At 37.7% G+C, this 12,127-nt stretch carries 11 protein-coding genes; 3 read left to right on the forward strand and 8 right to left on the reverse strand.

Going from position 1 to position 12,127, the window contains the following annotated elements:
- From F8162_RS26745 to F8162_RS26755, 3 genes are all read right to left on the reverse strand, one after another.
- Positions 1-1,763 (reverse strand): acyl-CoA dehydrogenase family protein (locus F8162_RS26745; protein WP_151869353.1); only part of this gene is annotated, 1,763 nt, incomplete at its 3' end.
- A 149-nt stretch (positions 1,764-1,912) separates the two neighbouring features.
- Positions 1,913-3,085, reverse strand: coding sequence for an acetyl-CoA C-acetyltransferase (locus tag F8162_RS26750; RefSeq protein WP_001206340.1), 1,173 nt, complete (start codon positions 3,083-3,085; stop codon positions 1,913-1,915).
- Positions 3,086-3,106: 21 nt separating this feature from the next.
- Positions 3,107-5,488, reverse strand: a complete 2,382-nt coding sequence (locus F8162_RS26755; protein WP_151632308.1) for a 3-hydroxyacyl-CoA dehydrogenase/enoyl-CoA hydratase family protein — start codon at positions 5,486-5,488, stop codon at positions 3,107-3,109.
- A gap of 235 nt (positions 5,489-5,723) precedes the next feature.
- Between F8162_RS26755 and F8162_RS26760 the strand changes: the two genes are divergently transcribed.
- Complete coding sequence (locus F8162_RS26760; protein ID WP_001096344.1) at positions 5,724-5,870, forward strand: YuzL family protein; 147 nt, start codon at positions 5,724-5,726, stop codon at positions 5,868-5,870.
- A 97-nt stretch (positions 5,871-5,967) separates the two neighbouring features.
- Positions 5,968-6,807, forward strand: coding sequence for a D-alanyl-D-alanine carboxypeptidase family protein (locus F8162_RS26765; protein ID WP_151632306.1), 840 nt, complete (start codon positions 5,968-5,970; stop codon positions 6,805-6,807).
- A gap of 22 nt (positions 6,808-6,829) precedes the next feature.
- Here F8162_RS26765 and F8162_RS26770 read toward each other — a convergent pair whose 3' ends face one another.
- From F8162_RS26770 to F8162_RS26785, 4 genes are all read right to left on the reverse strand, one after another.
- On the reverse strand, positions 6,830-7,747 hold the full coding sequence (locus F8162_RS26770) for a proline dehydrogenase family protein (RefSeq protein WP_000436767.1): 918 nt from the start codon (positions 7,745-7,747) through the stop codon (positions 6,830-6,832).
- Positions 7,748-8,058: 311 nt separating this feature from the next.
- A complete protein-coding gene (locus F8162_RS26775; protein WP_001290592.1) occupies positions 8,059-8,304 on the reverse strand; it encodes a YusU family protein in 246 nt (81 codons plus the stop codon).
- Between the two features lie 48 nt (positions 8,305-8,352).
- The gene (locus F8162_RS26780; RefSeq protein ID WP_001018860.1) at positions 8,353-8,655 is read right to left on the reverse strand and encodes an MTH1187 family thiamine-binding protein; all 303 of its coding nucleotides are present in this window, start codon (positions 8,653-8,655) and stop codon (positions 8,353-8,355) included.
- 77 nt (positions 8,656-8,732) lie between these two features.
- Complete coding sequence (locus F8162_RS26785) at positions 8,733-10,733, reverse strand: methyl-accepting chemotaxis protein (RefSeq protein ID WP_151632304.1); 2,001 nt, start codon at positions 10,731-10,733, stop codon at positions 8,733-8,735.
- A 188-nt stretch (positions 10,734-10,921) separates the two neighbouring features.
- On the opposite strand from F8162_RS26785, the gene F8162_RS26790 reads away from it, so the two are divergent.
- The gene (locus F8162_RS26790) at positions 10,922-11,680 is read left to right on the forward strand and encodes a TrmB family transcriptional regulator (RefSeq protein ID WP_151632302.1); all 759 of its coding nucleotides are present in this window, start codon (positions 10,922-10,924) and stop codon (positions 11,678-11,680) included.
- Positions 11,681-11,710: 30 nt separating this feature from the next.
- On the opposite strand, the gene F8162_RS29190 is transcribed toward F8162_RS26790, so the two are convergent.
- Positions 11,711-12,127, reverse strand: a 417-nt coding sequence (locus tag F8162_RS29190; protein ID WP_225990192.1) for a prealbumin-like fold domain-containing protein, incomplete at its 5' end; no start/stop codon positions are given.

A 12,127-nucleotide genomic window follows, 5' to 3' on the forward strand; every position in this document is an offset into this window, starting at 1 on the left:
ATTTCACGTTTCTTCGGAATTACGTTAAGTGGTGTGTGGCGAGTTAATTTACGTAATGATGATAACATCATGCGCAGCATGTCGCCGTTTTCAACTGCGATAAGTGTTTCTTTCGCATCTGCTTCGATTTCGTTGAATGCTTCTTGGCAGAATACTTCAGTGTATAACACTTTTTGTTTATTCTTTTCAAGACCAGTTGTTTTAATTGCTTTTTCTGTACGAAGAACAGCTGACTCCATTGCGTAAAGGTTGCTTACGATATCAGCGATATTCACAAGAATTTCTTGCTCTTTATCTAATGCTTTACCGTATTTTTGAGCAGCTAATCCAGCTACCATTAAGCCGATTTTCTTCGCGTTAGTTACTAAATATTTTTGAAGTGCTAATGGCTCATCGCCTACTTCTTCTGGCATCATCATCATTAACTCTTCTTGTAATTTTTGTGCTTTTTGAAGAAGTGGTAATTCACCTTTCATCGCTTTACGTAAGAACGTACCTGGTACGATTAGACGGTTAATTTCGTTCGTTCCTTCGAAAATACGGTTAATACGAGAATCGCGGTACATTCTTTCAATCTCGTACTCTGCCATAAATCCGTAACCACCGTGAATTTGAACACCTTCATCTACTGTATAATCTAATACTTCAGAACCGAATACTTTATTTAAAGAGCACTCGATTGCATATTCAGCGATAGAAGCTGCTACTGCTTTACCGTCCTTTACTTCTTCTTCAGATAATGTGCTCATGCGGCTTTCGAATAAACCTACTGTACGATATACAGAGCTTTCAGCTGCATATGTTTTCGCTGCCATATTCGCAAGTTTCTCTTGAATTAATGGGAAGCGAGCGATTGGTTGTTTGAACTGTTGACGTTGGTTTGCATATTGTGCTGAAATTTCTACTGCACGTTTCGCAGATCCAACTGTACCAACACCTAATTTATAACGGCCGATATTTAAAATGTTGAACGCGATAATATGACCTTTACCGATTTCACCAAGTAAGTTTTCTTTCGGTACTAATGCATCTTCTAAAATTAACGTACGAGTTGAAGAACATTTAATACCCATTTTCTTTTCTTCTGGGCTTGTAGATACGCCAGCATATTCTTTCTCTACGATAAATGCTGAGAAGTGCTCTCCATCAATTTTTGCGTATACGATAAATACGTCAGCGAATGCAGAGTTTGTAATCCATTGTTTTTCACCATTTAATACGTAATGTGTACCTTCTGCATTTAAACGTGCAGTTGTTTTCGCACCTAATGCATCAGACCCTGAACCTGGCTCTGTTAATGCGTATGCCGCTAATTTTTCACCAGTTGCAAGTAATGGTAAATACTTTTTCTTTTGCTCTTCGTTACCGAATAACACGATTGGTAATGATCCGATACCTACGTGAGCACCGTGAGTAATTGCAAAACCACCAGCGCGAGAGAATTTCTCTGCGATTAACGCTGAGCTTACTTTATCAAGACCAATTCCGCCGTACTCTTCTGGTACGTCAGCGCCTAATAAACCAAGCTCCCCAGCTTCTTTTAAAAGACGAACAGAACGATCAAACTCGTGTTGCTCTAAATATTCAAGCTCTGGAAGAACTTCATTTACGATAAAGTCCTCTGTCGTTTTTGCAATCATTTTATGCTCAGATGAAAAATCCTCTGGCGTAAACACTTGATCAATCGTAATCTCATCAACTAAAAAGCTACCGCCTTTAACCGCATTTCCTACTGTTTTTTCCATGAAAATTTCCTCCTTCATATTTTCATAAGCCGCTTCTCTCATTTTGAAAGAAGCTGGCTCTCAATTTTATTTTTTATAAACCTTTGTTGCTTCCATTCTTTGCATTAGTGTCTCTTCGTCAGGGCTTCCAACGCCCTCCTGTTCTGAGCAAGCCACTTCCACTTTTTTTATAGTAATTCAAACACTCCTGCTGCTCCCATTCCGCCACCGATACACATTGTTACGATACCGAATTGTTGGTTGCGGCGTTTCATTTCGTGAATAAGAGATAGTGTTAGTTTTGCTCCTGTACAGCCAAGTGGATGTCCAAGTGCAATTGCACCGCCGTTTACGTTTACTTTTTCTTCATCTAAACCAAGCTCACGAATAACTTGGATCGATTGAGAAGCGAATGCTTCATTTAGTTCGAATAAGCCAATATCAGATAGCTCTAAACCAGCTAATTTTAACGCCTTTGGAATTGCAGCGATTGGACCGATTCCCATTACTTCTGGTGGTACGCCTGCTACTGCAAATGAACGGAATTTCGCAAGTGGTTTCATGCCATCACTCACTGCTTTTTCACGATCCATTAATAATACAGACGCTGCACCGTCACTCATTTGTGAAGAGTTACCAGCTGTTACAGAACCGCGAACGTTAAATGCTGGACGTAATTTACCTAAAATGTCTAGCGACGTTTCTGCTCTTACACCTTCGTCTTGTGCGAAAATGATTGTTTCTTCTTGCAGTTTGTTATTTGATCCAACAGTTCGTAACGTTACATCTACAGATACTGTTTCATCAGCAAAGTTCCCTGCAGCTAATGCTTTCGCAGCACGTTGATGACTTCTTACTGCAAATGCATCTTGTTCTTCACGAGAAATTCCATATTTCACAGCAACTTGCTCTGCTGTATGTCCCATACCCATATAATATTCTGGAGCTGCTTCAACAAGGCGACTATTTGGACGAACAACGTGTCCCATCATCGGAACTAAACTCATTGATTCCGCTCCGCCTGATAATACTGCTTCCGAGTGACCAAGCATAATACGCTCCGCTCCGTAAGCAATACTTTGTAACCCTGAAGAACAGTAACGGTTAATTGTAATAGCTGGAACATCGTAAGAAAGTCCTGCTAGTCCGCCGATATTACGAGCCATATTTAACCCTTGCTCTGCTTCTGGCATTGCACAACCGAAAATTAAATCGTCGATTGGTCCTTCATAATTCGCACGCTTTAACGTTTCCTTTACTACTAACGCCCCTAGATCGTCAGGACGAACTGTTTTTAATGAACCCCTCTTTGCTTTTCCAATTGGTGTTCTTGCTCCCGCAACAATGACAGCTTCTCTCATGAACGATATCTCCCCTCGTTATTAGTTACGTAATGGCTTTCCTTTTACAAGCATGTGCTGCATTCTTGCTTGTGATTTCATCTCACTTACTAAGCTAATAAATGCTTCACGTTCTACATCTAATAAATACTGCTCATCAACTTCTGTTCCGTACGGCACTTTTCCGCCCGCAATGACATATGCAAGTTTCTTCGCAATGTGAAGATCATGTTCAGAAATGTAACCTGATAAATGCATTGCTTCTGCACCAAGTACAAGTGTTGCATATCCTGTTTCACCAACAACTGGTATCTTTTTGCGAATCGGCGCTTTATAACCTGCTTCATATAAAGAAAGTGCTTTTTGTTTCGCATCATATAGTAAGTGATCACCATTCACACTAATACCGTCTTTATCGCCTAAGAAGTTGTTCGATACAGCTTCTTGTGCTGATGTAGAAACTTTCGCCATCGCTACAGATTCGAATACTTTATTCGCAACTTTTTGCAGATCAAACTCTACACCGTTTGGCATTTTATTTAAGTGTTTAATGTATAGCTCTTTATTACCGCCTCCGCCAGGGATTAAGCCAACACCAACTTCTACTAAGCCCATATACGTTTCGCTAGAAGCTTGAATGCTCGCTGCTGGTAAGCAAACTTCTGTACCTCCGCCAAGCGTCATACCGTATGGAGCTGCTACAACTGGCTTAGAAGAGTATTTAATTTTCGTCATTGCATCTTGGAAGTTTTTCACAACCCACTCAATTTCAAAGTAGTTGTCATCTTGTGCTTCCATTAAGATCATTGCTAAGTTCGCACCAACGCAGAAGTTCTTCGATTGGTTACCGATAACAAGACCTTTATAATTCTTCTCTACTTCATCAACAGCGTAGTTAATCATTTGCGTAATATCCATACCGATTGCATTGCTCTTCGAATGGAATTCTAAGCAAAGGATGCCATCACCTAAATCAACTAAGCTCGCTCCGCTATTTTTCTTTAATACGCCATTTTTCGCTTTTAATTGCTTAAGAGAAATTGCCTTTTTATTACGTTCGATTAGCTTATATTCGCCATTATCGTAATAGTAGCTATCTCCGTTATCATGTTTGTAGAAAGTAGTGAAACCTTTCTCTAACATTTCTTTCACCCAAGTCGGAACAACTGCGCCGTTTTCTTCCATCTTTTGAACGGACTTTTCAACGCCGATTGCATCCCAAACTTCAAATGGTCCTTGCTCCCAGCCGAAGCCCCACTTCATCGCTTGGTCAATTGCAACGATATCATCAGCAATTTCTTTATGAAGTTTTGCAGAGTATAAAAGAGTCGGTGTAATGATGTTCCATAACAACTCGCCTGCGCGGTCTTTTGCGTATACAAGCGCTTTCAATTTATTCGATAAACCTTTTTCTTGTTTACTTAACTCGATAGATGCAGCTTTTAATTTTTTGCGAGCTTCGTACTCCATCGTTTCAGGGTTCAATTCTAAAATTTCTTTTCCTTGTTTTAAGAAGAAGCCTTGACCTGTTTTACTTCCAAGCCATTTTTTATCAAGCATGTCATGCATGAAAGCTGGTACTTTAAATACATCACGCTCTTCTTCTTGTACGTTTTCATATACGTTATTTGCAACATGTACGAATGTATCTAAACCAACAACATCTAATGTACGGAACGTTGCGCTCTTCGGACGACCTATAAGTGGGCCTGTTACAGAATCAACTTCCCCAATGCTATAGCCGCGTTTTATCATCTCTTGAAGAGTTACTAATAAACCGTACGTACCGATGCGGTTTCCAATAAAGTTTGGTGTGTCTTTTGCGATAACAACGCCTTTTCCAAGAACGTCTTCGCCAAATAGTTTCATGAAGCTTAATACTTGTGGATCTGTTTCTTTCGTCGGTATTACCTCTAGAAGTTTTAAATATCGTGGTGGGTTAAAAAAGTGTGTGCCTAAGAAGTGTTTCTGGAAGTCGTCTGAACGACCTTCTGCCATTTTTTCAACTGAAATGCCTGACGTATTCGAGCTTACGATAGAACCCGTTTTACGAACAGCATCTACTTTTTCAAATAGTTTCTTTTTAATATCTAAGTTTTCAACTACTACTTCAATAATCCAATCAACATCAGCTAGACGCTCAAGATCATCTTCTAAGTTACCTGCTTCAATCAGTGCTAGATTTCCTTTCACTGTCAGAGGAGCTGGTTTTTGCTTTAATAGTTTTTGCACAGCCGTATTACTAAAACGATTTCTCACACTTTTATGTTCTAATGTAAGTCCCTTCGCTTCCTCTTCTTTTGTTAGCGCAGGTGGTACAATATCAAGCAATAATGTCGGAATACCAATATTAGCTAAGTGTGCCGCAATCCCTGAACCCATTACGCCTGAACCTAGAACAGCAGCCTTTTTAATTTGGAACATCCAATTCTCCCCCTATTCTTGAATGAATGCTCATTCAATTTTTCGACATAAGTCGCAATCAATGAGTGAGCCTCTACTAATAAATATATGATACAGTTTGAATTTTCGCAATATATTTATTGATAAAATTTTCTGAAATAAATATTTTTCTTTTATTTGCCCATGCTATATATGTATTTTCTTCACTCAAATACACTTTTCCTTTTTATAATCTGACCAAACTGGAGGAATATATATGGCAAAACTTAAGAAGAACCCTTCAAAAGCTGGAATTAGCGCAGCAAGCGTAACTGGAAATGCAGGTCCGCATAATCACGGTGTAGAAAAGGGCCGTCAAGGTAATAACCAACAATACAAGAAGCATAATATGGGCGAAAAATAACGGTATATTTTTGGGCAGAAAACGTGGCATAATGGGTAATGGCTGCTTTTTCTGCCCAATTTATTTGTACATATGGAAAACAAAAGAGGGAACGATGATGAAACGAACAATAGTTATGATTGTAATGATTGCTACACTATTTACAGGGATGATTTTCTTCTCTTATGCACAAAGGCAACAAGCTGTAAGAGCCGATCAACCTAACATTACTGGGCAATACGGCATTACAATTGATGCAGACACAGGTGAAATTTTGTATGGAAAACGAGAGGACGAACGCTCTTATCCGGCTAGTATAGCCAAAATGATGACAACCCTTCTTTTACTAGAGAATGTAAAAGAAGATGAAGAAATTACAATTACAGAGAACGCAATTAAAACAGAAAGTCAAAGTAAGAAAATTAAACTTCGTGCTGGGGAAAAGTTAAAGCGTGATGAGGCATTAAAGCTGATGCTTATCATTAGTGCGGACCCAATAGCTGAATCCATCGCAGAACATATCGCAGGATCAAAAAATGAATTTGTAAAAATGATGAATGCTAGAGCGAAGGAACTCGGTACAAAGCATGCGACTTTCAAAAATGCAAGTGGTGCTGATGCACTCGGAAATAAAGTATCACCATATGATATTGCTATGATTACGAAAGAAGCACTAAAGTACCCAGTTGTTTTAGAATATATGAATTCAACACGTACAACTCTACATACTTCAGAACGCTCTCCAAACATCGCAAACTATGGACGAGAAGAACTATATGACGATCCATATGCAATTGGAAGTAAAAGCGGTCTATCAGCACTCGGAAAATATACGGTCGTAACAGTGGATGAAAAGGACGGTAAACGCGTCATTAATGTTGTATTATCTTCTACTCGCACACAACTATATCCTGATACGAAAAAAATGGCACATTACGCATTTCAGCAATTAAAATAACCAAGGAGTATTTTCTCCTTGGTTATTTTTTAACCATACCTTTTAACACGAACGCAACGTTTGCTGGACGCTCTGCTAGACGACGCATGAAGTAGCCATACCAGTCGTTTCCATAAGGTACGTAAACACGCATTTTGTAACCTTCTTTTACTAGCTCAAGTTGACGCTCATTACGAATACCATATAACATCTGGAATTCAAATTGGTCTCTTGGAATATTGTGTTCTTCGGCAAGTTTTTTCGTATATTCAATAATCGCTTCGTCATGTGAAGCAATTGCAGTATAATTTCCATTTAATAAGTGCATTTTTATAATTTTTTTATAGTTATCATCTACATCTTTCTTATCCGGGAACGCTACCTCTTCAGGTTCTTTATAAGCTCCTTTTACAAGACGTAAATTAGGACTATAAGCATTTAATTCTTCCATATCTTTTTCTGTACGATATAGGTAAGCTTGAATAACTGTACCAATATTATCGTATTCAGATTTTAATTGTTTAAAGATCTCAATTGTTTTCCCGCAGCGCGTATAGTCTTCCATATCAATTGTAATAAACACACCATTTTCTTTTCCAGCTTCTAAAATACGGCGCATATTGTTCATTACGATTTCATCAGAGATATCTAATCCCATAGAAGTCATCTTTAAAGAAAGCTGCGAATTAAGACCTTCTCTTCCAATTGCACGAATCGCTTCAATAGATTCGCTAGCCATTTCATTTGCTTCCGCTTCGTTATCAACGAATTCACCTAAATAATCGATCGTTACACAAAGACCTTGCTTATTTAATGCTTTAATTGCAGCTGTCGCTAATTCAATCGTCTCCCCTGCGACGAAGCGACCTGCACCAAAGCGCAAACCATACTTTTTAGCCAGTTTTGTTAGCGCTTTATTTTTTGACAAGAAAAGAAACGAATTTCGCATTAATTGTTCCATGTAATTCACCCCTATGACTGTGATTTATCTGTTTTTTACCCCTCTTCAAAATTATATCACTGTTTAAAATTATTGGATACAAATAATTATTTAGATAATTTATAAAATACTATAAAAACATTTAAAACCCTATATTTCCGCTTATAAATATGTAGGAAATATTTTTCGACATTTAGAAAAAACGAATTTACTAGGCACAAAATAAGCATGTCGAAAATATTCGACATGCTTATAAAACCCTTTATATTCCATGTAAATTATATAAGGATATTAATACAGAAAACTTGAGATTATATTTATCTCAAGTTTTTTTATTGCTCATTTCTCTTCTCTTCATTCAGCTTTTTAATATCTGTAATTAACTGTACCATCTCTTCTTTTGCATCGGGATATGTCTCATTCCAGTGCTTCACTAAAGCTGGCATCGTCTTTGCAATGTAAGAATAAAGTGCCCACTTCTGCACCTGTTCTTTTCGCTCTTCATTGCTCTCTCCAAGTAATAGTTCCGTGTATTTCTCTAATAGCCCATCAAATTGTTCGTTAAACTTTTCACTCATCTTATCTACCTCCTATATGAAAAAAGCAGCGAAGATCGCTGCTTTTTCTTATAATTTTGATCGAACAGAGTTTAATTTCTTCTCCATTGTGCTTACTTTATCACGACGATCATCGATACGAATTGTTGTCGCAACGCGCTGCGCACCTTTCGTATATGGAACTTCATGCATTTGTTGAATAACTTCTAGAATGACAGGAAGATCTCCTTCAATAATTGTATTCATTGGTGTTAATTGATACTTCACGCGATCTGCATTTTTCTCTAGCACCTTTTGTACTTCTGCTACATATTCACTAACACTTGGATTACCCGTTCCTACTGGAATAATCGATACGTCAACAATTGCCATAGTAGTCTTCCTCCTATAATTGCTTCTTATATATCCATTGTCTATTTTACCGAAATACTCATCATTTTACTAATTTGTTATTCCTTTATTTTAAACTGCTCAACCAATCTTTCTAAGTCTCTCATATGCTCCGTCAAACTTTCCATCGTATGAGCTACCTTTTCTAGATGACTCACTTGAGATTCAGTTGCAGCATTTACTTCTTCCGAAACAGCTGCGCTTTCTTGACTCGTACTAGCAATTGTATGCATTACCGTTGTAATTTCTCCTTGCTCGTAACCGATGTTATGTACCTCTTCTACAATTTGTTCCACTGAAGTACTAATCGTATTTACAACTGACATAATTGTGCGGAATTCCGTTTCTGCCTCTGTCGTAACTTTATTTTGTATATCTGCAATATCTTTTAATTTACTTACAACTTCTACAACCCGTCTTACCTCTACTTGTACATCGCCAATCATCGTTGCGATTTCTCCTGTCGCCTCTTTAGATTGTTCCGCTAACTTTCGAACTTCTTCGGCAACAACAGCAAAGCCTTTACCTTGTTCCCCTGCACGTGCCGCCTCAATTGAAGCATTTAAAGCAAGTAAATTCGTTTGATCCGAAATACCTTTTATAAGCTCTACAACATTTTGAATCGATCCAACTCTTTGCTCTAACTTTCCGGATGCTTCCTCTGTATGAACAACAATCGATGATGATTGGCCCCTCGTACGAACTAAATTACGCATCGTATTTAATCCTTGCTTAGATGCCTCTTCAGCTTTGCCAGCCACACCTTTTATTTCACCAACGGAGTGATTCATTTGTTCCACTGACTGCGCCATATTCTCGAGCTGTTCTGAAACTTCATCTACACTATTAGCAAGAGTGGACGCTCCTCCGCTCACATCATCCATTGCACCTGATACCTCTCTACTAGCTGCTACAGTTTCATTCGTTAAATAATGTAGATTATTCGTTGATTGCTGCACTGTTGATACACTATTTTTAATTTTGCTTACCATTTCATTCATTTGCTCAACCATATGATTAAAATGGTTTGTCAGTTCTCCAACTTCATCCTTACTTGTCACTTTCATTTGCAACGTTAAATCACCTTCTGCCACTTTCTGAACGTGATTCGTTAATAGTTGCAGCGGTCTTGCTAATCTTCTTGAGAACAAGTAGGAAGCTACGATTCCAACTAATAAGCTAATACATGCCATTATAATGACTGTATTTCTCGTACTATTTAATAGCTCATCAATCGTTTCTTTCGGATAAAAAATTCCTATTTTCCATTTCATCAAGTCAAATGACTGACTATAAACAACTACATCTTCACCTTTTAATGTAGTGACAGCATATTTTGTTACCTCTTTATTTAAACTCTTCACAAGTGGCTCTTTCGAAACATCTTTCCCGATTTTCTCTGGGTAAACAAGAGCCATATTTTTATCATTTATAATAAACATTTCTCCGCCGTTATTGTATTGAATATTATGAAGTAACTTCTGAATTGTTCCAAGTGATACATCCATAGCTACAACACCTAATACAGATCCATCTTGCGCTGTAATTGCTTTAGAAACTCCCACACTTAGCTTACCTGTTGCAATTTCATACATAGGTTGTCCCCAGTGAACCTTTTTCACATCAGCTTCTGAATCTTTATACCATGGTCTTGTCGTTGGATCATAGCCTTCTGGCACTTGTCCACCTTCAGCAAGATTGGCACTTAATGTTTTTTTATCTTTCGTACCAATATATAAATCTAAAATGCCAGGATGATTCTTTTTGTACTCTGAAAACTCTTTCGTCAAAAATGCTTCTTCTTCTGGAGTAACTCCGTCTTGAAGTATATTACGAATCATCTCACTGTTCGCATAATACCCCATATCTTCATCCGTTCTTTGAACAAATGTCGTAAGTTGCTCTGTCACAAGATCCATCGTATTTTGAGAATACTGGTCTAAGGAGCGCACTTCCTTCTCTTTCTGTAATTGATACATAGCTGTACCTAATATTACGAACATCATTGAAATAAGTACCGAAAATACTACCGCAATTTTTAAACGTAAACTTCTCAACATCTTCCCCCAAGCATCCCCTTCTCGTTGTATTGTAATTACATTAATCACTATATTAAGTATAATGGATAAAATTAAAAAATTGAAATTAATTCTCATTTCAATTTGAGTAGAAAACCTACTACCACTTGTGCAAAAACAAATAGTTCATTATCCTTAAGCTATATCATCTCATTCGTTCGGAGGGAACTATGTTACAAAAATTCGGTTTCTCACAATATGAAAGCCAAGCTTATGAAGTTGTCGTATCAAGCAACGAGCCACTAGATGCTACAACGATTGTGAAGCACTCTGGTGTTCCAAAAGCAAAAATATATGAAGTGCTAGCACGCCTGATCGATAAAGGGATGGTAATGGATTCTGTTTCAGAAAAGAAAAAGCTGTATACAGCATTACCACTCAAGCTAGCAATTGAAAAATTAACGACAGAATTTCAATCCAATATTAAAGAATTAGAGACAACTATATCGCAAAAATCATTTACAGATGACCGTGTATGGAGCTTAAAAATGCAATCTTCTATTCGCGTTCAAAGTAAAGAACTTATCGAAAGTGCAAAAGAATCGATTCGCATTTCAGCTTGGAATGATACTCTTTTAGAATATCTTCCTTTACTAGAACAAAAAGAAAAACAAGGCGTCAAACTCGAGTCCCTTATAGTTGGAAAAGTAGAAACAGACCTAGAAAACATGCACTTTCTAATCCCAACTGAAGAACCTAACGCATTAGAACGCTATTTGCTACTCATCGTTGACGACCGCGAAATTTTATTTGCTGGTGTAGAGCAAGAATCATGGCAAGCAATGAAAACAATGTCACAACCTTTCGTAAAGTTCTTTACAGAATTTTTCTATCACGACGTTGCACTAGCAAAAATTACAGAAAAGCATCTGGATCTCTTCATGCAAGATGAGGAAATTAAGAGTTTGTTGAGGAAATTGAGATACTAAAAAAACGCCTCTATTACAAGGCGTTTTTTTCTACACTTCTTTTCTATTTTTCATCCTTAACACATAAGCACCAGCAATAATAAAACCAATTCCTAAAACGAATAAAGCCGTAAATTCATTGCCAACGCCGCCAGTAGCTGGTAAACGCACTTCATTATAAGTATTAGGTTGTTGCATTGGCTTCACATCAGCGGAGGGTTTCACTTCTCCACTCGGTGTTGGCTTATTTGGCTTAGCAGGAAGTGATGCCCTTGCTTCTTTCTTATTTTTCACAATATGTTTAATAATTTCGCCATTCTCTTTTATTTCAAATGCGAATGTCTCTTCATTTATTACATAGCCGTTCGGCGCTATTGTTTCTTTATACGTGTACTTTCCGTATGGTAGTTTAAATTTCGCTACACCTTTTTCATCCGTTTTCCCTTTTACTACTTCTTTCCCTTGTTC

The organism is Bacillus sp. CH140a_4T, assembly GCF_008923725.1.
Taxonomy (GTDB): domain Bacteria; phylum Bacillota; class Bacilli; order Bacillales; family Bacillaceae_G; genus Bacillus_A.

What these genes read in the sequence shown, in the direction of transcription:
- F8162_RS26750 (WP_001206340.1), bottom strand. Translation starts at nt 3,085, where the DNA reads ATGAGAGAAGCTGTCATTGTTGCGGGAGCAAGAACACCAATTGGAAAA.
- F8162_RS26755 (WP_151632308.1), bottom strand. Translation starts at nt 5,488, where the DNA reads ATGTTCCAAATTAAAAAGGCTGCTGTTCTAGGTTCAGGCGTAATGGGT.
- F8162_RS26760 (WP_001096344.1), top strand. Translation starts at nt 5,724, where the DNA reads ATGGCAAAACTTAAGAAGAACCCTTCAAAAGCTGGAATTAGCGCAGCA.
- F8162_RS26765 (WP_151632306.1), top strand. Translation starts at nt 5,968, where the DNA reads ATGAAACGAACAATAGTTATGATTGTAATGATTGCTACACTATTTACA.
- F8162_RS26770 (WP_000436767.1), bottom strand. Translation starts at nt 7,747, where the DNA reads ATGGAACAATTAATGCGAAATTCGTTTCTTTTCTTGTCAAAAAATAAA.
- F8162_RS26775 (WP_001290592.1), bottom strand. Translation starts at nt 8,304, where the DNA reads ATGAGTGAAAAGTTTAACGAACAATTTGATGGGCTATTAGAGAAATAC.
- F8162_RS26780 (WP_001018860.1), bottom strand. Translation starts at nt 8,655, where the DNA reads ATGGCAATTGTTGACGTATCGATTATTCCAGTAGGAACGGGTAATCCA.
- F8162_RS26785 (WP_151632304.1), bottom strand. Translation starts at nt 10,733, where the DNA reads ATGTTGAGAAGTTTACGTTTAAAAATTGCGGTAGTATTTTCGGTACTT.
- F8162_RS26790 (WP_151632302.1), top strand. Translation starts at nt 10,922, where the DNA reads ATGTTACAAAAATTCGGTTTCTCACAATATGAAAGCCAAGCTTATGAA.